The 21993-nt window shown below is 68.5% G+C and carries 21 protein-coding genes; 12 read left to right on the top strand and 9 right to left on the bottom strand.

Annotated features, from left to right (window positions below; genetic code table 11):
• The 7 genes from recF to EV148_RS04120 all read left to right on the top strand — a co-directional run bounded on the left by recF (nucleotide 1) and on the right by EV148_RS04120 (nucleotide 7886).
• Entirely contained in the window at nucleotides 1-1077 is a 1077-nt protein-coding gene (gene recF / locus EV148_RS04150; protein WP_131993835.1) for a DNA replication/repair protein RecF, read from the top strand.
• Between the two features lie 84 nt (nucleotides 1078-1161).
• Nucleotides 1162-3570, top strand: coding sequence for a DNA topoisomerase (ATP-hydrolyzing) subunit B (gyrB, locus tag EV148_RS04145; RefSeq protein WP_131993832.1), 2409 nt, complete (start codon nucleotides 1162-1164; stop codon nucleotides 3568-3570).
• A 162-nt stretch (nucleotides 3571-3732) separates the two neighbouring features.
• Entirely contained in the window at nucleotides 3733-5013 is a 1281-nt protein-coding gene (locus EV148_RS04140; RefSeq protein ID WP_131993829.1) for a tetratricopeptide repeat protein, read from the top strand.
• Nucleotides 5014-5311: 298 nt separating this feature from the next.
• A complete protein-coding gene (locus EV148_RS04135; protein WP_131993826.1) occupies nucleotides 5312-5968 on the top strand; it encodes an energy transducer TonB in 657 nt (218 codons plus the stop codon).
• Between the two features lie 93 nt (nucleotides 5969-6061).
• Nucleotides 6062-6775 carry a MotA/TolQ/ExbB proton channel family protein gene (locus EV148_RS04130; RefSeq protein ID WP_131993823.1) on the top strand — a complete coding sequence of 238 codons (714 nt, stop codon included), beginning with the start codon at nucleotides 6062-6064 and terminating at the stop codon, nucleotides 6773-6775.
• Between the two features lie 3 nt (nucleotides 6776-6778).
• Nucleotides 6779-7198, top strand: a complete 420-nt coding sequence (locus EV148_RS04125; protein ID WP_131993820.1) for an ExbD/TolR family protein — start codon at nucleotides 6779-6781, stop codon at nucleotides 7196-7198.
• A gap of 280 nt (nucleotides 7199-7478) precedes the next feature.
• Nucleotides 7479-7886, top strand: a complete 408-nt coding sequence (locus EV148_RS04120; RefSeq protein ID WP_131993817.1) for an ExbD/TolR family protein — start codon at nucleotides 7479-7481, stop codon at nucleotides 7884-7886.
• 47 nt (nucleotides 7887-7933) lie between these two features.
• Here the strand turns inward: EV148_RS04120 and EV148_RS04115 are convergent, their stop codons facing one another.
• From EV148_RS04115 to EV148_RS04085, 7 genes are all read right to left on the bottom strand, one after another.
• Nucleotides 7934-8704 carry a pyridoxine 5'-phosphate synthase gene (locus EV148_RS04115; RefSeq protein ID WP_131993814.1) on the bottom strand — a complete coding sequence of 257 codons (771 nt, stop codon included), beginning with the start codon at nucleotides 8702-8704 and terminating at the stop codon, nucleotides 7934-7936.
• A gap of 52 nt (nucleotides 8705-8756) precedes the next feature.
• Nucleotides 8757-9758 (bottom strand): PDZ domain-containing protein, encoded by a 1002-nt coding sequence (locus tag EV148_RS04110; protein WP_131993811.1) that lies wholly within the window; start codon nucleotides 9756-9758, stop codon nucleotides 8757-8759.
• Nucleotides 9759-9778: 20 nt separating this feature from the next.
• Nucleotides 9779-10255: a hypothetical protein gene (locus EV148_RS04105; RefSeq protein ID WP_131993808.1), complete on the bottom strand. Its 477-nt coding sequence runs from the start codon at nucleotides 10253-10255 to the stop codon at nucleotides 9779-9781.
• Complete coding sequence (locus EV148_RS04100) at nucleotides 10245-10841, bottom strand: RNA polymerase sigma factor (RefSeq protein WP_241987978.1); 597 nt, start codon at nucleotides 10839-10841, stop codon at nucleotides 10245-10247. Before EV148_RS04100 ends, EV148_RS04105 begins: the two co-directional genes overlap by 11 nt.
• Nucleotides 10842-10882: 41 nt before the next feature.
• The gene (locus EV148_RS04095) at nucleotides 10883-11551 is read right to left on the bottom strand and encodes a 4'-phosphopantetheinyl transferase family protein (RefSeq protein ID WP_158287313.1); all 669 of its coding nucleotides are present in this window, start codon (nucleotides 11549-11551) and stop codon (nucleotides 10883-10885) included.
• A gap of 112 nt (nucleotides 11552-11663) precedes the next feature.
• On the bottom strand, nucleotides 11664-11921 hold the full coding sequence (locus tag EV148_RS04090) for a GlsB/YeaQ/YmgE family stress response membrane protein (RefSeq protein WP_131993799.1): 258 nt from the start codon (nucleotides 11919-11921) through the stop codon (nucleotides 11664-11666).
• A gap of 89 nt (nucleotides 11922-12010) precedes the next feature.
• Nucleotides 12011-12319 carry a hypothetical protein gene (locus EV148_RS04085; RefSeq protein WP_131993796.1) on the bottom strand — a complete coding sequence of 103 codons (309 nt, stop codon included), beginning with the start codon at nucleotides 12317-12319 and terminating at the stop codon, nucleotides 12011-12013.
• Nucleotides 12320-12433: 114 nt separating this feature from the next.
• Between EV148_RS04085 and EV148_RS04080 the strand changes: the two genes are divergently transcribed.
• Entirely contained in the window at nucleotides 12434-13087 is a 654-nt protein-coding gene (locus EV148_RS04080; RefSeq protein ID WP_131993793.1) for a DUF4126 domain-containing protein, read from the top strand.
• Here EV148_RS04080 and EV148_RS04075 read toward each other — a convergent pair.
• Both EV148_RS04075 and EV148_RS04070 read right to left on the bottom strand, forming a co-directional pair.
• Complete coding sequence (locus EV148_RS04075; RefSeq protein ID WP_158287312.1) at nucleotides 13056-13514, bottom strand: DUF1579 family protein; 459 nt, start codon at nucleotides 13512-13514, stop codon at nucleotides 13056-13058. The genes EV148_RS04080 and EV148_RS04075 overlap by 32 nt on opposite strands.
• A 41-nt stretch (nucleotides 13515-13555) precedes the next feature.
• Nucleotides 13556-14605 (bottom strand): LysR family transcriptional regulator, encoded by a 1050-nt coding sequence (locus tag EV148_RS04070; protein WP_131993787.1) that lies wholly within the window; start codon nucleotides 14603-14605, stop codon nucleotides 13556-13558.
• Between the two features lie 119 nt (nucleotides 14606-14724).
• On the opposite strand from EV148_RS04070, the gene aceB reads away from it, so the two are divergent.
• From aceB to EV148_RS04050, 4 genes are all read left to right on the top strand, one after another.
• A complete protein-coding gene (gene aceB, locus EV148_RS04065) occupies nucleotides 14725-16341 on the top strand; it encodes a malate synthase A (protein ID WP_131993785.1) in 1617 nt (538 codons plus the stop codon).
• A 67-nt stretch (nucleotides 16342-16408) separates the two neighbouring features.
• Nucleotides 16409-17710 (top strand): isocitrate lyase, encoded by a 1302-nt coding sequence (aceA, locus tag EV148_RS04060; protein ID WP_131993782.1) that lies wholly within the window; start codon nucleotides 16409-16411, stop codon nucleotides 17708-17710.
• A 473-nt stretch (nucleotides 17711-18183) separates the two neighbouring features.
• The gene (locus EV148_RS04055; RefSeq protein ID WP_131993779.1) at nucleotides 18184-19236 is read left to right on the top strand and encodes a GGDEF domain-containing protein; all 1053 of its coding nucleotides are present in this window, start codon (nucleotides 18184-18186) and stop codon (nucleotides 19234-19236) included.
• Between the two features lie 165 nt (nucleotides 19237-19401).
• Nucleotides 19402-21993 (top strand): putative peptide modification system cyclase, encoded by a 2592-nt coding sequence (locus EV148_RS04050; protein ID WP_131993776.1) that lies wholly within the window; start codon nucleotides 19402-19404, stop codon nucleotides 21991-21993.

Below are 21993 nucleotides of genomic sequence, written 5' to 3'. Positions count from 1 at the left end.
ATGAACCTGCGCGAACTACGAATCGAAAACCTGCGCGTCCTCGCGCGTGCCGAGTTCGCGCTTGCGCCGGGCTGGAACGTGTTCACGGGACCGAACGGCGCCGGCAAGACATCGCTGCTCGAGGCAGCGTATCTCCTGTCCCACGGCCGGAGCTTTCGTACCGCGGCGCGCGAGGCGCTCGCGCGCGACGGCAGCGGTGGTTACGCCGTCTTCGGCGAGGTCGAATTCGCGGGCGGGCGCAGCCGGGTGGGCCTCGCGCGCACCGCACGGGGGCTCGTCGCCAAGGTCGATGGTGCGGACGTCGCGATTGCCGACCTGCTGCGTCGGACCGCGGTGCTCTGCTTCGAACCGGGTTCGCACGAACTCATCGCGGGCGCATCGGATGAGCGGCGCCGCTACCTCGACTGGGGAGTGTTCCACGTGGAACATGCGTTCCTGTCGGTGTGGCGCCGATACCAGCGTGTGCTCAAACAACGCAACGCCCTGCTGCGCCGCCTGGTCGATCGGAGCGAGCTCGCACCCTGGGATCACGAGCTCGCCCGTGCGGCCGAGCCGCTCGCGGCAATGCGACGCGCCTATTTCGACACCCTCGTGCCGTATGTACGCGGGCTGCTGGTCGAGCTGTTGCCGGAACTTGGCGAACCGACGATCGAGTTCGAGCCGGGCTTCGATGATTCCGCCTCGCTGGAGCGTACCCTCGCCGACCGCATGGAGCGCGACCTCGCGCGCGGACACACGAGCCGCGGGCCGCACCGGGCGGACTGGTCGGTGGGGTTCGAGGCTGCTCGCCGGCGCGATCACCTTTCGCGCGGACAGCAGAAGCTCGGCGCGTTCGCTTTCGTGCTGGCGCAGGCGCGTCTTTTCGCCGCGCAGGAAGGGGAGTGGCCGATCATCTGTCTGGACGACCTCGCTTCGGAGGTCGATGTGGAACACCAGCGCCGCCTGCTGCGCTCGGTGGCCCGGAGCGGCGCCCAGGTGTTGCTGACGGGCACCGAGGAGCCTTCGGCCCTCGAAGGCATCGTGCCGGACCCGGCGAGGTTCCACGTGGAACAAGGTCGCGTGGAGCGGCTGTCATAGGCGCACGGCTGCTATAATTGTTCGATTGAATATCCGGCTTTGGCTCGCTACCGGCGGGCTGGGCCCGTCGCGCCCGGAGACCGAATGACCGACCAATACGATTCAAGCAAGATCAAGGTCTTGAAGGGCCTCGAGGCCGTGCGCAAGCGGCCGGGCATGTACATCGGCGACACCGATGACGGCACCGGCCTCCACCACATGGTGTTCGAGGTCGTCGACAACTCGATCGACGAGGCACTGGCGGGCTATTGCGACCACGTTGTCGTCACGATCCATTCGGATGGCTCGGTCAGCGTCGCGGATAATGGCCGCGGCATTCCCGTGGACATCCAGCCGGAAGAGGGCCGCTCCGCTGCCGAAGTGGTCATGACCGTGCTGCACGCCGGCGGCAAATTCGACGACAACAGCTACAAGGTGTCCGGTGGCTTGCACGGCGTCGGCGTCTCCGTCGTCAACGCGCTGTCCGACCACCTGTGGCTCACGATCTACCGCGACGGCCACGAACACCAGCAGGAATACGCGCTCGGCGAGCCGATGTATCCGCTCAAGGTCGTCGGTCCCTCGACGAAGCGGGGCACGACGGTGCGGTTCCATCCGAGCCCGGCGACGTTCTCGACGGTCGAATTCCACTACGACATCCTCGCCAAGCGCCTGCGCGAACTGTCGTTCCTCAATTCGGGCGTCAAGATCGAGCTCATCGACGAGCGCACCGACAAGTGCGACGTCTTCGAGTACGAGGGCGGCATCCGTTCGTTCGTCGAGCACCTGGCCCAGCTGAAGACGCCGCTGCATCCGCAGGTCGTCGGCTTCAGCGCGCAGCACGAGGGCACCACCGTCGACGTCGCCATGCAGTGGACCGACGCCTACCAGGAGACGGTGTTCTGCTTCACCAACAACATCCCGCAGCGCGACGGCGGCACCCACCTTGCGGGCTTCCGCGCGGCGCTCACGCGCACGCTGTCGAACTACATCGAGTCGGCCGGCCTGCAGAAAACCGCCAAGGTCGCGCTCTCGGGCGACGACATGCGCGAAGGCCTGATCGCCGTGCTGTCGGTGAAGGTGCCCGATCCCAAATTCTCGTCGCAGACCAAGGACAAGCTCGTCTCGAGCGAGGTCAAGGGCATCGTCGAGTCGATCGTCAACCAGAAACTCGAGGAATTCCTGCTCGAGAACCCGAACGAGGCGAGGGCGATCGCGGCCAAGGTCGTCGACGCGGCCCGCGCGCGCGAAGCGGCGCGGAAGGCGCGCGAAATGACCCGCCGCAAGGGCGCGCTCGACATCGCCGGCCTGCCGGGCAAGCTGGCCGACTGCCAGGAGAAGGATCCCGCGCTGTCGGAACTGTTCATCGTCGAGGGTGACTCGGCGGGCGGTTCGGCCAAGCAGGGCAGGAACCGCAAGAACCAGGCGATCCTGCCGCTCAAGGGCAAGATCCTCAACGTCGAGCGCGCGCGCTTCGATCGCATGCTGAGCTCGGCCGAAGTCGGCACCCTCATCACCGCGCTCGGAACCGGCATCGGCAAGGACGAATTCAACGTCGACAAGCTGCGCTACCACCGCATCATCATCATGACCGACGCGGATGTCGACGGTTCGCACATCCGCACGCTGCTGCTCACGTTCTTCTACCGCCAGATGCCGGCGCTGATCGAACGCGGCCACGTGTACATCGGCCTGCCGCCGCTGTACAAGCTCAAGCAGGGCAAGCAGGAGCTCTACCTCAAGGACGATACCGCGCTCAACGCGTATCTCATCTCGAATGCAGTCGATGGGGCCGAACTCGCCTACAGCGCGGACGCACCGCCGGTGAGCGGCGCCGGACTCGAGAAGCTCATGGGCGTCTACCGCGCGGCGCTCGACCAGATCGATCGCCTCTCCTTCCGCTTCGACGCCGCGTTCCTGCATGCGCTCATCGACGCGCCGTTCACGAGCGAAGGCTGGCAGGATCCCGTCGCGCTGCAAGCGTGGACCGACCGCCTGTCCGCCGCACTGTCGAGCTCAGGACTCGGTCGCCCGCGCTACACGTTGCGGGTCCAGCCCGCGACGGCCGAGCACGCCGCCGCGCTGGTCGTGGAGCGCGACCAGCACGGCCTGCGCCATACCCAGCTGTTGCCGGCGACCTTCCTCGCCGCCCCCGAGTTCCGGCCGATCGTCGATGCCGCGACTCAGCTCGCGGGGCTGATCCAGCCGGGTGCGCAGGTGCGCCGCGGCGGCAAGGTCCGCGCCGTCCCGAACTTCGGCGAAGCCTACGAATGGCTCATGGAGGAAGCCAAGCGCGGCCGGACGATCCAGCGCTTCAAGGGCCTCGGCGAAATGAACCCGGAGCAGCTGTGGGATACCACGGTCAACCCGGACACGCGCCGCCTGTTGCAGGTCAGCATCGAGGACGCGGTGGCCGCCGACCAGATCTTCTCGACGCTGATGGGCGACGTGGTCGAGCCGCGCCGCGACTTCATCGAACAGAACGCGTTGCGCGTCGCCAACCTCGACGTCTGAATGGGGGCGTGGCCGCATGCGGCCACGCTCCATGCTGCGCAGCAGCATGTGAAGTCCTGTATGCGTGCTTGTGCAGTTCGCGCGCACAGGGGTACCCTCTGCGCCCCGTTTTCGTCGCCCACTCATGGACGACGTCCTTCGTATGTTCAGGAGTGCATCGACATGAAACTCTCCAAGTGGCTCATCGTCGCGATATGCAGCGCCGCCATGGCCTGCGGCTCGGTTGCATTTGCCAAGGACAAGAAGGGAGAAAACAAGTACCCGAATGCGACGCGGCAGGAGCCGAAGGTCAGCATGTCGTCGGGCGACCAGCGCGCGCTCAACAAGGCGGCCGACCTCGTCAACGAGAACAAGCCCGACGAAGCGCTGCCGCTGATCCAGAAGGTCATCGACAACGGCAGCGCGAGCAAGTACGCGCAGGCCTTCGCGCATCAGCTGCTGGCGCAGATCTACTGGGACCAGGAGAAGGGCGCGCAGTCGATCGACGAATACAAGAAGGCGATCGCGTTCGACGCGCTGCCGAACGACGGCCAGTTCCAGCTCGTGTTCGCGCTCGCGCAGACGCAGATTCAGGAAGAGAAGTACCAGGACGCGCTGGCGACGCTCGCCGAATGGGAAAAGCTCACCGGCGCGCAAACCGCCGACGAGCTCGCGCTGAAGGCGAATGCGTACTACCGCGTCGACCAGTTCCAGCAGGCCGTCGACACGATGAAGAAGGCGCTGTCGATGACCGACAAGCCGAACGACAGCTGGACGCAGATCCTCATGGCGAGCTACTTCGAACTGAACCAGTTCGACCAGGCCGCCGAACTCATCAAGGGCCAGCTCGCCAAGGACCCGAACAACAAGAAGCTGATCAACCAGCTCGCGACCGTCTACATCCAGGGCGACAAGGAGCAGTTGGCGCTCGACCTCATGGCGAAGGCGAAGAGCCAGGGCCTGGTCACCACCAACGACGACTACGTCCAGCTCGCCAAGCTCTATGCGCAGGCCGACAAGCCGAAGGACGCGGCGGCGACCATGAAGGAAGGCTTCGCCAAGGGCGTGCTGCAGGGTACCTACGACAACTACAAGCTGCAGGGTGACGTCTGCACCCAGGCCGAGGACGACCCGTGCGCGATCGAGGGCTACGGCAAGGCCGCGCCGATGTCGAAGGACGGCAACGTCGACTACCAGCTCGGCTACCTGCTGTTCTATTCCGGCAAGTCGCAGGACGCCATTGCTTCGCTCGACAAGGCGATCTCGCGCGGCGGCCTGCGCCAGGAAGGCGAGGCCTACCTGCTGCGCGGCGATGCGAAGAACGACCTCGGCCAGGGCGCGGCCGCGGCCGCGGACTGGCAGAAGGCGGCCGGCTACGCGAGCACGAAGACGATGGCCGAGCAGCGTCTCCGGGCCGCCAAGGGCGGCGTGAAGATCAAGCGCGCCACCAAGTCGAAGAAGTGAGCAACGCGTTCCGCGCACGCGCTGCAACCCGCAATCGCGTGCGTGGAACGATAATGGGGACGAGGGCCGTCAAACCCCGCGCAGGGCTGACGGCCGTTGGAACCTGGGGTTCCACCGAAGAACGTTACACAACTCCATAATCACGTGCAGGTCGTCCGCTGCAACCGCTTGTCCTGAAGGCACTCGCTGTTGTACCGTGGCCAGCTCTCGCGCCTACGCCTCTCGGGGTTTGCAATCGGGGCGAAGCGACGGCGTCGCCACGACGGCCGCACAGACACAATCTCGTTGGTCAATACTGATGGCAGATACCAATCAATCTGGCGGCGATTTCAGCTGGCGACGCGTTACGGCGTTTGCAAGTGCATTCGCTCTGCACGCCTTCGCGTTCGCGATGATGATGGCCCCGGTCGCCCCGCCGCCGCCGAAGGACAAGACCATCGACAAGAAAGTGATGGTCGAGTTCATCGAGCCGCCGCCGCCGCCGCCGCCGCCGCCGCCTCCGCCGCCGGAGCCGCCGAAGAAGCCGCCGCCGAAGATCATCGAAAAGGTGCAGCCGCCGCCGAAGGCGCCGCCGCCGCCGCCGGCCCCGCCGATCGTGACGGAGGAAGCGACGCCGATGTCGACGCCTGCGCCGCCGCCGGCGCCACCGGCACCGCCGCCGCCGCCGGAAGATATCGCACCGAGCGAGAACATCAGCTACCGTAAGATGCGTCCGCCGCGCTATCCGCCGCAGGCCGCTCGCCAGCATCAGCAAGGCAAGGTGCTGTTGAAGGTCCTCGTCGGTGTCGACGGCTCGCCACAGGAAGTGACGGTCGAAAAATCCAGCGGCTCGCGCTTGCTGGACCAGGCAGCGATCGAAGCCGTGAAGACCTGGAAGTTCAATCCGGGCTCAAAGGGTGGCAGACCCAGTGCCGGGTATGCCTTGGTTCCCATCGAATTCAATTTGACCGAGTAAGGTAACGCCATGCAGCAAGATGCCTCTCAGACCCCCGCAGCGGCTCAGCCTGCTGTCGTTCCCGCTCCCGGCGGCGGCAGCAATGCCGCGGCCATGAGCCAGATGGGCTTCCACGATCTGATCCAGAACTTCGACGTGCTCGGCTGGATCGTCTTCATCACGCTGTGCGTGATGTCGATCTCGTCGATCTATTTCGTGGTCGCCAATTTCCTGCGCAACGGCATGATCCGTGCGCGCATGGAGAAGGTCATCAACACGTTCTGGGACACGCCGTCCGCGCAGGACGCCGTGCGCTTCCTCGAGGAACAGCCCAAGGGCGAACCGTTCTCGAAGATCGCGCTCGACGCCGCCCAGGCCGCCGCGCATCATCAGCGCAACGAAGGCAGCCGCCTCGTCGAGGCTCTGAACCGTTCCGAGTTCATCGATCGCTCGCTGCGCCAGGCCGTCGCCCGCGAGAGCCTGCGCCTCGAAGGCGGCATGACGGTGCTCGCCACGGTCGGTTCGTCGGCGCCGTTCGTCGGCCTGCTCGGTACCGTGTGGGGCATCTACCACGCGCTGATCAAGATCGCCGCGTCGGGCAACGCCTCGATGGAAGCGGTCGCCGGCCCGGTGGGTGAAGCGCTGATCATGACCGCGTTCGGTCTGTTCGTCGCGATCCCGGCCGTGCTCGCGTACAACTTCTTCGTGCGCCAGAACCGCGTGATCTACGCGCGCTTCGACGAGTTCGCGCACGACCTGCACGATTTCTTTGCGACCGGTTCGCGCGTCGACGGTGGCGCTGCTCCGGTTGCCGTCGCGAGGAAGTAAGCCATGGCAATGACCACGGGTGGTTCGGGCGGCGGCCCGATGGCGGAAATCAACGTCACGCCGCTCGTCGACGTGATGCTGGTGCTGCTGATCATCTTCATGATCACGGCGCCCCTGATGTCGCACAAGATCCGGATCGACCTGCCGCAGGCCAATCCGAACGTGCAGCAGGAAAACCCGCCGGAGCCGATCGACCTGGCCATCAAGGAGAACGGCGACCTGTTCTGGAACGACGAACCTGTCACCGATGCGATCCTGCAGGCCCAGCTGCGCGTCGCCGCGCAGAAGAGCCCGCAGCCGGAGCTGCAGATCCGCGCCGACAAGCCGACGCAGTGGCAGAAGATCGCCACCGTGATGGCGGAAGCGAAGGCGGCCGGCATGGTCAAGCTCGGCTTCATGACCACCGGCGGCAACGACCAGTAAGACGGTCGGCCAACACGGGAACTACCGAACGGCACCGCGGCAACGCGGTGTCGTTTTTTTTTCGTCCTTGATCGCAGCTTTGACGAACGGCATGACGAGGCGTGTAGCGCATCAGGCTCGTGGATCCAGAACGGCCATTGCTGGCCGCACATCTCACGAACAGCGCTTCGTCCTTGCGTCGGCGTCGTCGTCCGTGGCGTGGATGGCGCGATGCCGATTGCGTGGTCGCGAGCGGGAGGCGTAGGCTCGGGTTGCCCGACCACAGCCGACGGAGACGACGATGACGACCGATGCGTTTCGCTCCCACGCCGCCGCGACCCAGGTCGAGATCAATGTCACGCCGCTCATCGACGTGCTGCTCGCCCTCGTCGTGATCCTCATGGTCACCGCTCCGCTCGCCATCAAGCGCCTGCCGTTGCCGCTCGGCAGCCAGCCGATCGATGCGCCGATGCCGCGGACGCTCGGGCTGTCGGTGCTGTCGACCGGCGAGCTCTATCTCGAAGGCCACGCCGTGTCGCGTGCCGAGCTTGCCTCCGCGCTTTCGCTCGAAGCGCGGATGCCCAAGCCGGCCATGCTCGAGATCCGTTCCGATGCGGACACGCCCTACGCGAAAGTCGCCGACGCGCTCGCCGTCGCGCGTGGCAGCGGCATCGAGGGTATCCAGATCGAAGGAACCCGCGCGAAATAGGCGCGCGCGTCTGCGGCCGCCGCTGCGGCCGCAGCGCAGCACGAGATTCAATCGGCGAGGATCGCGAGGTACGCGCGCACGGTCGGCGCGAGCCCGGCGTAGAGCGCTTCGCCGATCAGCGCATGGCCGATCGAGACCTCGGCGAGGAACGGTATCGCGCGCTTGAGCGCGCCGAGGTTGTGCTGGCTGAGGTCGTGGCCAGCATTCGCGCCGAGGCCGCAGGCGCGCGCCGCCTGCGCGGTGCGCACGCAGGCATCGAGCTCGCGCGCGTGGTTGCCGTTCGCGTAGGCGCGTGCGTAAGGCTCGGTGTAGATCTCGATGCGGTCGGCGCCGGCTGCCGCGGCGCGTTCCAGGGCGGCGGCATCCGTGCCGGCGTCGACGAACAGACTGACGCGGCAACCGAGCGACTTGAGCTCGGCCACCACCGGCGCGAGGCGCGCGGCGTCGGCGGCGAGGTCGAAGCCATGATCGGAGGTGATCTGCGCGTCACCATCCGGCACGAGCGTGGCCTGCGCGGGGCGCGCGCGGCGGACCAGTTCGACGAAGCCGGGATAGTCCCCGCGCGGCGGCGCGAACGGGTTGCCTTCGAGGTTGTATTCGATGGCACGCCCCCGCACATGCCACGCGGCGATCTCCGCGCCGATGCGCGCGACGTCGTCGACGCGGATGTGGCGCTGGTCCGGGCGCGGGTGCACGGTGATGCCCTGCGCGCCCGCTTCGATCGCGACGCGCGCGGCGAGCACGGGATCGGGTTCGGCATGGCCGCGAGAATTGCGCAGCACGGCGATCTTGTTGATGTTGACGCTGAGCGCGGTCATCGGGAAATGATCGCGCAAGCGCGCGCACCTGTCGATGCGCGCGCCCGGTACTTCAGTGGCACGCCTCCGCGGTCTGCTTCCACGCGACCGGATCCCAGTAGGCGCCGTCCTTCCATTCGCTGCGCTTGTCCTCGTTGAGCCGCGCCGCGATCAACACGGTCGTGTCCGGCGGCACGTCGACGTCGAGGGTCTTGTAGCGGTCGGAGCCGATCGCCGAATTGCGCGCGCGGTCGTTGAACGACAGGTAGCGGCTCTCGATCTGCTCGGCGACCTTGATCGAATGCCGCCCCGCGCTGACGCGGAAGGCGCGCGTGCCGGTCGGGCCGGGTGACACGCCGTCGATGCTGATGATCTTGGCCGCATGCAGGTGTTCGCCACGCGGTGCGACGTCGAAATCGCTGAGTCGACCGCAGCCGGCTTCGCCCGCAGGCATCGCGCCGGCGCCGCCATTGGACGCGAGCCGCGTACCGTCGCCGACGGTCAGGTGCATCGCCGGCAGGTACACGCTCGAAGGCGTTCCCGCGAGCGTTTGCCGGCGCCCGTCACGCTGCACCTCGAAGGCAAGCCGCGCGCCATCGGGCAACTGCTCGATCGACTGGCGCAGCGTTGCCGCCGCGCCGTCCGTGTTCGCAAGGGTCGTGCCGTTCACCGCCAGCAGCACGTCGCCGCTGCGCAAGCCCATCTTCTCGGCTGCGCCACCGGGGGTGATTCCGAGCACATGCACGCCGTCGCGATCGTCGCGCGCGCTGTCGACGAGCAAGCCGAGGTTGCTCACGCGCTGGGCCGGCGCATCGATGTCGAGACGGATCTCGTGAGGCGGCGCCGAACCGAACGCGCCGCTCTCGACGAGCTCGGTCATCACTGCGCGCAGCTCCGCACGCAGTCGCTGCTCGGCGCCGACGCTCGCGGCGGCGTCGCCGCGCAAGGCTGCGCCGGCGACACTGCCGGCGAGCGGCGTGGCGGCGTCGGCGTGTGCGCCGCCCGCGGCGACGGCGAGCGCCAGCGCCAGGGTGCGCGCCGCAAGGCGGACGGTAGTGTGGTTCTGACTGCTCATTTCGCTACCTCTGTCCTCATTCACAACTGCGTGATGCTGGATGCGCGCCCGTAGGCGCCGTCCTGCACCGACGCGATCAATCCGCGCAGCGCACGGTTGCGCTGCTGCCACAATGCTTCGAGTTCGTCGGCGCCTGCGCCGCGATCGTAGGCGGACTGCAGCTCGGCGTCGATCGCCCGCAGGCGCGTGGAACCCAGCGCGGCCGCCTGCGCGCCGACGAGGCGATGCCACTCGCCCTCGAGCGCGCGCGACTCGTCCTGCATCGCGGTGGTCGGGGCGGGTGACCCGGCCGGCGCGACGGCGGAGCGTCCGCCGACCAGCAACGCTGCCGCCAGCGAAGCCGCGATCGCCGTGCCGACGACCGCAGTGCGCCAGCGGCGGCGCGCCATGCGACGTTGCTGGGCCGCGGCGATGCGGGTCCACAGCGCCGGGTCCGGAGTGAACTCCGGCAACTGCCGTGGATCGAACCGGCGCACCGTCGCACCTTCATGCCTCATCCTGCACCTCCCGCGATCCCGCCGCGTCGTCGTTGAGTCGCTTCAACGCGCGCGCGAGGATCGACTTCGAATAACTCTCGCTCTGCCCGAACAGGTCAGCCAGCTCCTTGTGCGTGTAGCCTTCGACCTCGTGCAGCACCACCACCGCGCGCGCGCGTGGCGGCAACCGCATCAGCAGCGACCACGCGTCGACGCCTTGCTCCGCATCCGGGCCCGCCGACGGCATCGCGTCGAACAAGGCCTCGACATCGTCGCCCTGGAAGCGCTGGCGCGAACGCAGCACGTCGATCGTCGCGTTCGCGGTCAGTCGCTTGAGCCAGGCGCCGAACGGCGCGTCTCCGCGGAACCCGCCCACGGTGGCGAACATCTTGAGGAACACATCCTGCACGATGTCCTCCGCCGCCGCGGGCTCGCCGAGCACGCGCAGCGCGAGCGTGTAGCAGGCACTGGCGAAGCGCTCATAGATCGCCGCGAACGCGCCCATGTCGCCGCGCCGCGCACGTTCCAGCGTGACCCGGTCGAGTGCCTGGCCGAAGCCGGACCCCGAAGGGGCCGTTTCCACGTAGCTGGTCTGTCCGTCTGCCATCTGATGCAAGGGACGGTCCACGGCGACGGAACGTCGCGTCGTCACGGCGCGAACCGTAGCCGCTGCACGATCCGCGGCGGGCCGCGCCAGGCGAGGCAGCCCACGACCCCGGGCACGGGCTCGAGCGGCCGCAACTGCCATTCGCGCGGCGAGCCGGCCTCGGCGGCGAGCCGGTCGAGGCCGAGCACGCGGCCTTCGTCCGACAGCGCAAACTCGATGCGCTCGAGACCGAAGCCGAGGCCATCGCCGAGCGCCTTGAGCACGGCCTCCTTGTGCGTCCACAGTCGGAGGAACGCGGGCTGGCGCCGCTGCGCTTCGATCCGCGCGAGCGCGGCGGCCTCGGCGGCACCGAAGAACCGCGCCGCGACGCCGTCGACGGCGATGCGCCGGTCGAGCGGCTCGATGTCGATGCCGAGCGGCTGGTCGCGCGCGATCGCGACGGCGACGTGCGACCCGGCGTGGCTGAGGTTGAACTGCAGCCAGGGCATCCCCGGCACGAACGGCTTGCCGTGCGCGCCATTCGCCATCGCGGGCGGCAGTTCGCCGCCCGCATAGGCGCGCAGCAGCCGCTCCAGCACGGCGCGGGCCGCTTCCCGTACCGCACGCGGCCGAAGCTCGCAGGTGTCATGGATCCAGACGTGGATCGCGTCATCGCCGAGCGGCGGCGGGCTCGCGAGCGTCAGGAACGGGTCGGCGTCGTTGGACGGCATGCGCCGATGCTTCGCGCGGGGCGCCATGCCGTCAAGTCGGGCCGATCGCGCGCGTGTCCGCATGCCGAAAAAAGGCCGGCTTGCGCCGGCCCAGGATTGGCTCGAGCGCCGTTCAGGCTGCGCGTTTGAACAGGCCGATGAGCACGAGCAGGATGATCGCGCCGATCGCCGCATTGATGATCGCCGCGACGAGTCCGCCGCCGATCATGAGCCCGACGCGCGGCAGCAGGAAGCCGGCGAGGAACGCGCCGACGATGCCGACGATGATGTTGCCGACCAGGCCGAAGCCATGGCCCTTGACGATCTGCCCGGCCAACCAGCCGGCGACCGCGCCCACGATCAGAAAGACGAGCAGCGATTCGATGGTCACGCCAACCTCCCGTCACGGCGTCGCAGGATGCGACACGGGCGATTCTGCGTCAGTGGCGGACGCGACGCACGGTGCGGTGCGGCGTGGCTTCAGCGTTGGGGCGGCGGAGGCGGGGAAGGCGGCGAGGGCGCCCGTGTCGCGCCCGCGGCCGGCGGGCGCTGCGCCGGGGGCAGCGGCCGCGCCACGGGTTTGCGCATCGCGGCGAGGTCGGCCGGCGATGCCATCGACGTTTCCGGGCGTGAACTCGCCGAGACACGGTCCGCGGCGAGCGCGAACATGAACCCGATGAAGCCGCCGATGCCGAGCAGCAGGCCGATGCCGAGCAGCAGCGGACTGCGCGTGGTGAAGACGAAGATGAATCCAAGTATCGTAGCGGCGAGGAGGAGCCAACGGGCCATGGAGCACCAGGAACGGCAGCGCGGACGAGGGCGCCACGCTAGCAGAAACCGCGCAGGCCGCGCGCGCCCGTCGGTCGGTCGAACCGCGCCGGTCGCGCGGGAGGCGCACGCCTGATGGACGCGCTCTCGCAACTCGCGCTCGCCGGCGGCCTCGCCTGGGCCAGCGGCATCCGCCTGTACGTCACGATCCTCGTCGTCGGCCTGCTCGGCCGCCTCGGCTACCTGCATCTGCCCGAGCAACTGCTCGTGCTGCAGCACACATGGGTGCTCGCGGCCGCCGCGATCATGGCGGTCGGCGAATTCCTCGCCGACAAGATCCCGGCATTCGATTCCTTCTGGGACGCGCTGCACACGTTCATCCGCATCCCGGCCGGAGCGTTCCTCGCCTGGGGTGCCATGGGCGACGCGACGCCGGCGGCGCAACTCGCCGCCGGCCTCATCGGGGGCCTCGTCACCAGCGGCACGCACCTGGCGAAGAGCGGCGGGCGCGCCGCGATCAACACCTCGCCTGAACCCTTCACCAACTGGACCGCGAGCGCGGGCGAGGACGGCCTCGTGCTCGGCGGGCTCTGGCTCGCGATCGCGCACCCGATCGCCTTCCTCGTCGCGCTCGTGCTGTTCCTCGCACTGGTCGCGTGGTTGTTGCCCAAGCTGTTCCGCTTCGTCCAGCGCATGCTGCGGCGCCTGCTCGGGCGCGGAGCGCCCGCGGCGCAGGGCGGAGCGTTCGACGCGGCGGTCAGCGCAGCCGGCGATAGTCGCCGCGCATGAATTCGACATAGTCGTCCTGACCCGCGAAGCGGTTCTCGATGCGGAACACGAAGGCATCGTCGCCGAGCGCGAACGTGTAACGCGCGGCGCCGCGCGGCGTGTGCTTTTCCATGCGCAAGATGTCGCCGTCCCAGCGACCGCGTGCCGGCGGCTCGGGGGCGAAGCCGAGGCTGTCGAACCACCACCAGGCGATGCCCTGCGTGAGCGGGTCGACGATGAACACGCCATGCCCGCGGAACGCGACCCGCCCGTCCTTCTCTTCCTCGTAGTCCTGCAGCAGCGCCATGCCATCGACGCCGACGCGGAACTCGAAGCGACCGCTGGCGCAGCCTCCGGGGCCCCACGGCGATGGCGACAGGCGTTCCTCCCCGCTCCATGCGCCGACGAAGCGGGCGAGGCGGCCGTGGTCCGGGCCGGGTCCGGGCATGTCCATCGTGCTCTCTGTAGTGGCAGGGCGCCGGCCGTCGCTCAGCGTTCGGAATGTCCTGCTTCCCAGTAATCCCGGCGCATGAACAGGCCGGGACGCACGAGGTCGACGAACGCGCGCGCCTCGCTGCTGAGGTACTTGCCCTTGCGCACGACGACGCCGTAGCTGCGCTGCGGAAAGTACGCGCTCATGTTGCGGACGGCCAGACGCGCGCGGTCCTCGGCGCCGATGCAGATGCCGGTCACGATCGAAATGCCGAGGCCGAGCGCGACGTACTGCTTGATGACTTCCCAGCCGCCGACCTCGATCGCCACGCGGAACGGCACCTTGCGCTGCTGGAAGATGAGATCGACGAGGCGATACGTCGTCAGTCGCTGCGGAGGCAGGATCAGGCCGTACGGTGACAGGTCCTCGAGGCGCACGTCGGCGAGCTTCGCGAGCGGATGATCCGGCGGCGTGATGAGCATCGGGTCGTACGACTGCACCGGCTCGTAGCTGAGGTCGTTCGGCACGTCGAGCATCGAACCGATCGCGAAATCGACCTGGTCCGAACGCAGCAGCGCGAGCCCGTCCTTGCCGGTCACGTTGTGCAGCTGCAGCTTCACGCCCGGATGCTGCTCGCGGAAAGCGGCGACGAAGCCCGGCAGCAGGTACTGGATCGTCGACGTGCCCGCGGCGACGTGCAGCTCGCCTCCGGCGAGGCCCGAACGCAGCGCGTGGAAGCGCTGGTCGAGCTGGTCGAGCCCTTCGACGAGCGGCAATGCGAGGTCGTACAGCGCCTGTCCCTCGCGCGTCGGCGCGACACGGCGGCGGCGGCGCTCGATCAGGGTCGCCCCGAGCTCCTGCTCGAGCGCGCGCAACTGCAGGCTGATGGATGGCTGCGACAGGAACAGCGCCTCGGCCGCGCGTGACAGCGTGCCGAGTTTCACGATCATCAGGAACGCACGCAACTGCTTGAGGCGGCTGCCTTTGTAGTAGAAGCGCGGCGGCGTGGGCGCAGCACCTGCGGGTTCCCGCCGTGCGCCGCTACGGCGTTCCACCTTGCGTGCGCCACGAGCCCGGCCACGCGGGTTGCGTTCATCCTGCTTCATGCGCTGATTCAAACACTTGTTCGATATTTGACAACGCCAATGTATCGCATTGAAACGTTTGCTTTGTCAAAGCAACCGTGCATTGCCTAGGCTGGCCTTCCAGCACCACGAGATCGCCGATGAACGCCACCGTCGAAAACCTGCCCGGGCCCCGCCTCCGCCATGGGCTCGACGCGCAGCAGGCGGGCCTGCTCCACGCCGACGCACTCGCCTTCCTCGCCGACCTGCACGAGCGCTTCGAAGGGCGCCGGCGCGCCCTGCTCGCCGCCCGCCGCGAACGGCAGGCCCGGTTCGACGCAGGCGAGCTGCCGGGCTTCCTGCCCGAGACGCGCGCGATCCGCGAAGCCGACTGGCGCGTCGCACCGATCCCCGCCGCGCTGCGGGACCGGCGCGTCGAGATCACCGGGCCGGTCGACCGCAAGATGATCATCAATGCGCTCAATTCGGGCGCGAAGGTGTTCATGGCCGATTTCGAGGACTCGACCGCGCCGACGTTCGCCAACCTCGTCGACGGCCAGCTCAACCTGCGCGACGCCGTGGCCGGCACGATCGACTATCGCGCGCCGGACGGCCGTGCATACGCGCTCGGGCCCGACCCCGCCGTGCTCGTCGTGCGTCCGCGCGGTTGGCACCTGCCCGAGCGACACCTCGAGATCGGCGGCGAAGCGATCGCCGGCGCGCTGTTCGACTTCGGCCTGTTCGCCTACCACAACGCGCTCGCCCTGCACGCGCGCGATCGCGGCCCGTACTTCTACCTGCCGAAGATGGAAAGCCATCGCGAGGCGGTGCTGTGGAACGACGTCATGGACCACGTGGAGGCCGTGCTCGGCCTGCAGCAAGGCGCGATGAAGGCCACCGTCCTGATCGAGACGCTGCCCGCCGTGTTCGAGATGGACGAGATCCTGCACGCGCTGCGCACGCGCGTGGTCGGCCTCAATTGCGGCCGCTGGGACTACATCTTTTCCTACTTCAAGACCCTGCGCGCGCATCGCGACCGCGTGCTGCCCGAGCGCGGCCAGGTCGTCATGACCGTGCCGTTCCTGCGTCACTATTCGGAGCTCCTGATCCGCACCTGCCACCGGCGCGGCGCGTTCGCGATGGGCGGCATGGCCGCGCAGATCCCGATCAACCACGACCCAGCGGCGAACGCGGCCGCGCTCGCGAAAGTGCGCGCCGACAAGCTGCGCGAAGTGAGCGCCGGGCACGACGGCACATGGGTCGCGCACCCCGCGCTCGTCGCCGTCGCGCGCGAGGTATTCGACGCGCACATGCCGACGCCGAACCAGCTGCACGTCGCGCGTGCGGATGTCGTCGCCGATCGCGACACGCTGCTCGCGCCGAGCACCGGCACGATCACGCGCGGGGGTTTCGACGCCAACGTCGAGGTCTGCCTGCGCTACCTCGCGGCGTGGATGGACGGCCTGGGTTGCGTGCCGATCCACCATCTCATGGAAGACGCCGCCACCGCGGAAATCGCGCGCGCGCAGCTGTGGCAATGGCTGCACCACGCGGACGGAGGCATCGCGCCGCCGCTCGCGTTCGACGACGGCGCGCCGATCGACTTCGCCACGTTCGACGCGGTGCTGGCCGCCACGCGCGATCGCCTCGCCGCGACCGCGATGCCCGGACAGGCGCGCATCGGCGACGCGGCGACGCTGCTCGCCCGCCTCACGCATGCCGATGCGCTCGCCGACTTCCTCACCCTCGAAGCCTACGCAAGCCTTCGCGATCCCTGACCACGCGCACCTGCGGCCGCGGCGGCCGCGTTCCCACTCCGATCCATCCATCGCCACGAGGTAAGCCATGAAGACGCCACTGCCGACCGCCGAACAGATCAAGCTGGACTGGAGCAACAACCCGCGCTGGCACGGCGTCACGCGCAACTACACGGCCGAAGACGTCGTGCGCCTGCGCGGGACCGTCGCGGTCGAGCATTCGCTCGCCCGGCTCGGCGCCGAGAAGCTGTGGACCTCGCTGCACAAGGAGCCGTTCGTCAACGCGCTCGGCGCACTCACCGGCAACCAGGCGATGCAGCAGGTGAAGGCCGGCCTCAAGGCGATCTACCTCTCGGGCTGGCAGGTCGCGGCCGATGCCAATGTCGCCGGTGAGATGTACCCGGACCAGTCGCTGTACCCGGCCAACTCGGTCCCGATGGTGGTCAAGCGCATCAACAACACGCTGCTGCGCGCGGACCAGATCGCGCACGCGGAAGGCGACGACGGCATCGACTACCTGCAGCCGATCATCGCCGACGCCGAGGCCGGCTTCGGCGGCGTGCTCAACGCGTTCGAACTCATGAAGGCGATGATCGAAGCGGGCGCCGCGGGTGTCCACTTCGAGGACCAGCTCGCCTCGGTCAAGAAATGCGGCCACATGGGCGGCAAGGTGCTCGTGCCGACGCGCGAGGCGGTCGAGAAGCTCAATGCCGCGCGCCTCGCCTCCGACGTCTGCGGCGTGCCCACCCTGCTCGTCGCGCGCACCGATGCCGAAGCGGCCGACCTCGTCACCTCCGACATCGACGACAACGACAAGCCGTTCATCACCGGCGAGCGCACCGTCGAAGGCTTCTACAAGACGCGCAAGGGCCTCGACCAGGCGGTCAGCCGCGGCCTCGCCTACGCGCCCTACGCGGACCTCGTCTGGTGCGAGACCGGCAAGCCCGACCTCGCCTTCGCGCGCGCGTTCGCCGAGGCGATCCACGCGAAGTACCCGGGCAAGCTGCTCGCCTACAACTGCAGCCCGAGCTTCAACTGGAAGAAGAACCTCGACGACGCGACGATCGCGAAGTTCCAGAAGGAACTCGCGGCGATGGGCTACCGCTTCCAGTTCATCACGCTGGCCGGCTTCCACGCGCTCAACTACTCGATGTTCAACCTCGCGCACGGCTATGCGCGGCGCCAGATGAGCGCGTTCGTCGAATTGCAGGAAGCCGAATTTGCATCGGCCGAACGTGGCTTCACCGCGGTCAAGCACCAGCGCGAGGTCGGCACCGGCTACTTCGACGCGGTGACGCAGACGATCCAGCAAGGCCAGTCCTCGACCACGGCGCTCACGGGCTCGACCGAAGAGGAACAGTTCCACGGCACCACGTCGCGCGCCGCCTGAGCGGCGCCGGCATGCGGGCACACGAAGGCCGCCGCGGGGAGGGCGGCGGGCTTCGTGTTTCCGGGAGAGAGGACCGGAAGGTGCAGCCGACCGGCATCGGAACAGACCGGGAGAGAGGGAACCCGGGCAGCTGGGGAGTGCCCCGGGTCGAGCCGTTCCGATGCCGGCCGTGCCCTGGGTGCCGTGAGAGCGGCCGGGAGCCAGGGCGGCTGGCGATCAGGCCAAGCAAGAACCGGGCCTAACCTTCCCGAGCCTGCCCGGCCGGCGGGACAACCTGGAGACGGACCCCGCGCCGCCACGTCGCCTGCGGCGCCCTCTCGCAATCCCTGCAACAGTGTTCGCACGCTCGACGGGCGCTTGGCTCACAGCCGGAATAGCTGTTTTCTTACGACACTCCTTGTCACTCCGTGCCAGCCCGCCGGTCACATGCGTTACCATGACCCATAGGTCGGGCCCCGAGGGGGGAGGTTCGAGTGTCCAGCAAGGCAGAGTCGACCAGCGAACTCGCACACGCGCTCACGGCGGCCCCGCTGCGCCCGTCGCTGCTGCCCCGGCAGCTGTCGGAGGACGAATTCGCGCTGTTCGCCCGCGTTGGCGTCGCGCGCGAGGTGAGCCAGGGCGAGGTCATTTTCCGCCGCGGCGAGCTCGGCCGCAGCATGTTCATCGTCGAGGCGGGCCAGGTGCAGCTCGAATTCGGCGACGGCCTGCCCGACAAGATCATCGGCGCGCGCGAGTTCTTCGGCGAGCTCGTGCTGTTCATCGGCAGCCATACGCGCGTCGCCAATGCCGTCGCGTTCGGCGCGGCGACCCTGCGCATCGTCGACCAGGAAACCTTCGAACACCTCATCGCGACCGAACCGCGCCTGCTCGCGCAGTTCATGCGCCGCTCGTTCTCCTACCTCGTCGCGAGCGAACAGCAACTCATCCAGAGCCTCAAGCGCCGCAACGAGGACCTCATGGTCACGCTGGATTCGCTGCGCCAGACGCGCACCCAGCTGTCGACCGCGCAACGCCTCGTGCAGACCGACGAACTGTCCGGCCTGTGCAACCGGCGCGGCCTCTACATGTTCCTCGAGCGGCTCGGCGAGCATCGCCTGCCCGGGACCGTGCTCGCGCTGCTGCTCGTCGACCTCGACCGGTTCAAGCAGATCAACGACCGCTGCGGCCACCTCGTCGGCGACCAGGTGTTGCGCGCGATCGCCGAGGAAGTGCAGAACGCGGCCTCGTCCGTCGATGTGCCGTGCCGCCTCGGCGGCGACGAATTCGCCCTGCTCATGCAGGTCACCGGCGAAGAGGAGCTCTGCGCACGCGCGACGCAGATCATCGGCGCCGTGCGCGCATTGCGCTTCCCCGGTTGCAAGGAAGGCCTCACGGTGACGGTGAGCATCGGCGGCAGCCTGTGCGGAGAGCATGCCGACTGGGCGGTCTGGTACAGCGATGCGGATGCCGCGCTGTACGAGGCGAAAGGTCGCGGCGGCGATGGTTACCACGTGGCGGTGCCCGGCAGCGTGCGCTGCGTCGTCTGACACGAAGGCTCCCTGCGCGCGGGAGCAAGAGCGGACCAGCGCGCAACGCGGCGGACGCCGGCCTCGGGCCCGCATCGCCAATGCACGAATCCGGTGGCGTCGCATGCCCCGTCGCACCGGATCAGGGACGCGCGGCTCGCGCAGCGCGCTGGAAGGCAGCCAGGCATGAATGCATTGCTCCAACCGTCAGCACCGACACCGCACCCCGCCGCGATCCCGCTGCTGCGCACGCTCGTGCTGTGCGACCTCGTCGACTCCACGGCGCTCACGCAGCGTCTCGGCGACCAGCGCGCCGCCGACCTCTTCCGCAAGCACGATCGGCTCGCCCGCGCGCTGCTGCCGCTGCATGGCGGCCGGGAAATCGACAAGACCGATGGTTTCCTCTTCATGTTCGAGCGACCGGTACAGGCGGTCGCCTTCGCGCTCGACTACCAGCGTGCGCTGCGTGACCTCAACGAGGCCGAGGGCTCCGCGCTCGCCGCGCGCGTCGGCATCCACGTCGGCGACGTCTTCGCGTGGGACAACAGCCCCGAAGACATCGCGCGCGGCGCCAAGCCGATCGAAGTGGAGGGGCTGGTCAAGCCGATCACCTCGCGCCTCATGCAGCTCGCGCTGCCGAACCAGATCCTGCTCTCGGGCGTCGCGCAAGCGCTCGCGCACCGCGCGCAGGGTGAACTCGGCGATCGCCTCGAAACCGTGCGCTGGCGCACGTACGGCCGTTATCGTTTCAAGGGCGTGCCGGATCCGATCCCCGTTTTCGAGGTCGGCGACGAAGGCTTCGCGCCGCTGAAGCCGCCGCCCTGGTCGGGAAAGGCGCACCGCGAGGTGCCGTTCTGGCGCCGTCCGGCGACGCTCGGCATCGAAGTGGCCGCACTGCTGCTGATGCTCGCGATACCCGCGTGGTATCTGCTCCGTCCGGCGCCCGCGATCGCGTTCGCCGAGCGCGACTGGGTCGTCGTCGGCGACCTCAACAACCTGACCGGCGACGTGCGTTTCAACGATTCGATCGACACCGCGTTCCGTATCGGGCTCGAGCAGTCGCGCTACGTCAACGTGCTGTCGAACCTCAAGGCACGCGAGACCGTCGCGCTGATGCAGCGCGATCCGGCCAAGACGGCGATCGACCGCTCGGTCGGCGCCGAGATCGCGCTGCGCGACGGCGCGCGCGCGTTGATCCTGCCGACCATCGCCGAGATCGGCGGCCGCGTGCGCGTGACCGCCGAGGTGGTCGACCCGAATACGCAGACCACCGTATGGTCGGAATCGGCCGACGGCATCGGCGTCGAGTCGGTATTGCCTTCGCTCGACCAGGTGAACCAGAAGCTGCGCGTCCGCCTCGGCGAGGCGCTTGCGACCGTTTCGTCCGAATCGAAGCCGCTAGACCGCGTCGCCACCGGCAACCTCGATGCACTGCGCGCCTACAACCTGGGGCAGCGCGCGTTCGACGTCGGAAACCTCAAGGACGCGCTCACGTTCTTCAACCAGGCGATCGCGCTCGATCCGCAGTTCGCCTTCGCGCATCTCATGAGCGCGCAGACCCATGGCGATCTCGGCGACAACGCGGCCGCGACGGCGGCGGTCGAGGCGGCCTGGGCGCTGAAGGACCACCTGCCTGCACGCGATGCGATCTATGTCGAAGCGATGCACAAGGAATTCACCGCGCCGAGCCTCGCGATCGGCGAGTTCCGCAAGCTGTCGAGCCTCTATCCCGACTATTTCTCCGCACACGGGCACCTCGCGTACCTGCTATGGCAGTACGCGAACGATTACGACGGCGCGATCGCCGCAGCGGAAAAGAGCGCCTCGGCGCAGAATCCCTATCGGAGCGTCAGCGAATACCTGCTGGGAACGCTCGAGCTCGGGCAGGAACGTTTCGCCGAGGCGGCACGGCACTTCGAGGCGTCGGGTGAGTTGAAGACGAACCTGCGCTGGTTGCCTGTCATGGTCGACGTCGCGCGTGGCACCACGAGCCCCCGGGCGGCGCTCGAACGCGAGAAGGCCAAGGCGCGAGGCGACGATTGGAGCGCCATGGCCGCGCTCGCCGCCGACGGCGGCGATCTCGCCGCGGCGCGCGCGATCATCGCCGACGCACGCGGCAAGTCGAAGCTCGCCGACGCGTTCAAGCTCGACGTCGTCGAGCGCAGCCTGCATTCGGCATTCGGCGCCGGCGAGGCGGTGCAGCGAGTGGACCAGGCTTCGGCCGCATCCACGCCCGGTGACTCGGCCCCGGATCGCGCCGAAGCCGCCTTCCGTGCCGCCTTCGACGCGTACGTGGCGGCGCGCGAAAAGGGCGCGCCGCGCACGAAGACGGCGCTCGATGCGAAGCCCGGCGACGCGCCCACCGTGGCGACGATGAAGACGCTGGCGCGCGCGCAGATCGCGCTGGCCCAGGGAAATGCGCAATCCGCGCTCGACATCCTCGCCGGCATCGCCATCGATGGCACGGAGTTGTACGTCGTGCATGTGGCGCGGATGGACGCTTACGCGGCGCTCGGTGACCACGCGAAGGCACGCGACGAAGCACTGTGGCTCATCGCCCACCGCGGCCGTGCGTATACCGAATACAACGCCGACTGGGTCGCGCGTCCCTTCAACGTCGCGCAAAGCAACCTCGCCTGGCTCGTCGCCGCCGAGCAATCGATCGCGCTGGGCGACAAGGCGAAGGCGCGCGAGTATTCCGCCGGTTTCAGCATGCGCTGGCCGACCGCGGGTCCCGCGTTCGCCGCCCGCATGCGCAAACTGGAAGCGACGCCCTGA

This window comes from Dokdonella fugitiva (assembly GCF_004342425.1).
Taxonomy (GTDB): Bacteria; Pseudomonadota; Gammaproteobacteria; order Xanthomonadales; family Rhodanobacteraceae; genus Dokdonella_A; species Dokdonella_A fugitiva.
Note: the sequence above shows the minus strand (reverse complement) of the source record. Positions and strands in the feature narration are given on the sequence as shown.

Excerpts from the sequence above, each read along its gene's own strand:
- EV148_RS04130 (WP_131993823.1), top strand. The coding sequence starts at position 6,062 with ATGAGCCAGATGGGCTTCCACGATCTGATCCAGAACTTCGACGTGCTC.
- EV148_RS04050 (WP_131993776.1), top strand. The coding sequence starts at position 19,402 with ATGAATGCATTGCTCCAACCGTCAGCACCGACACCGCACCCCGCCGCG.
- EV148_RS04140 (WP_131993829.1), top strand. The coding sequence starts at position 3,733 with ATGAAACTCTCCAAGTGGCTCATCGTCGCGATATGCAGCGCCGCCATG.
- EV148_RS04120 (WP_131993817.1), top strand. The coding sequence starts at position 7,479 with ATGACGACCGATGCGTTTCGCTCCCACGCCGCCGCGACCCAGGTCGAG.
- EV148_RS04135 (WP_131993826.1), top strand. The coding sequence starts at position 5,312 with ATGGCAGATACCAATCAATCTGGCGGCGATTTCAGCTGGCGACGCGTT.
- aceA (WP_131993782.1), top strand. The coding sequence starts at position 16,409 with ATGAAGACGCCACTGCCGACCGCCGAACAGATCAAGCTGGACTGGAGC.
- EV148_RS04115 (WP_131993814.1), bottom strand. The coding sequence starts at position 8,704 with ATGACCGCGCTCAGCGTCAACATCAACAAGATCGCCGTGCTGCGCAAT.
- EV148_RS04085 (WP_131993796.1), bottom strand. The coding sequence starts at position 12,319 with ATGGCCCGTTGGCTCCTCCTCGCCGCTACGATACTTGGATTCATCTTC.
- EV148_RS04070 (WP_131993787.1), bottom strand. The coding sequence starts at position 14,605 with ATGAAGCAGGATGAACGCAACCCGCGTGGCCGGGCTCGTGGCGCACGC.
- EV148_RS04080 (WP_131993793.1), top strand. The coding sequence starts at position 12,434 with ATGGACGCGCTCTCGCAACTCGCGCTCGCCGGCGGCCTCGCCTGGGCC.
- EV148_RS04110 (WP_131993811.1), bottom strand. The coding sequence starts at position 9,758 with ATGAGCAGTCAGAACCACACTACCGTCCGCCTTGCGGCGCGCACCCTG.
- EV148_RS04100 (WP_241987978.1), bottom strand. The coding sequence starts at position 10,841 with ATGGCAGACGGACAGACCAGCTACGTGGAAACGGCCCCTTCGGGGTCC.
- EV148_RS04125 (WP_131993820.1), top strand. The coding sequence starts at position 6,779 with ATGGCAATGACCACGGGTGGTTCGGGCGGCGGCCCGATGGCGGAAATC.
- EV148_RS04075 (WP_158287312.1), bottom strand. The coding sequence starts at position 13,514 with ATGCCCGGACCCGGCCCGGACCACGGCCGCCTCGCCCGCTTCGTCGGC.
- recF (WP_131993835.1), top strand. The coding sequence starts at position 1 with ATGAACCTGCGCGAACTACGAATCGAAAACCTGCGCGTCCTCGCGCGT.
- aceB (WP_131993785.1), top strand. The coding sequence starts at position 14,725 with ATGAACGCCACCGTCGAAAACCTGCCCGGGCCCCGCCTCCGCCATGGG.
- gyrB (WP_131993832.1), top strand. The coding sequence starts at position 1,162 with ATGACCGACCAATACGATTCAAGCAAGATCAAGGTCTTGAAGGGCCTC.
- EV148_RS04105 (WP_131993808.1), bottom strand. The coding sequence starts at position 10,255 with ATGAGGCATGAAGGTGCGACGGTGCGCCGGTTCGATCCACGGCAGTTG.
- EV148_RS04095 (WP_158287313.1), bottom strand. The coding sequence starts at position 11,551 with ATGCCGTCCAACGACGCCGACCCGTTCCTGACGCTCGCGAGCCCGCCG.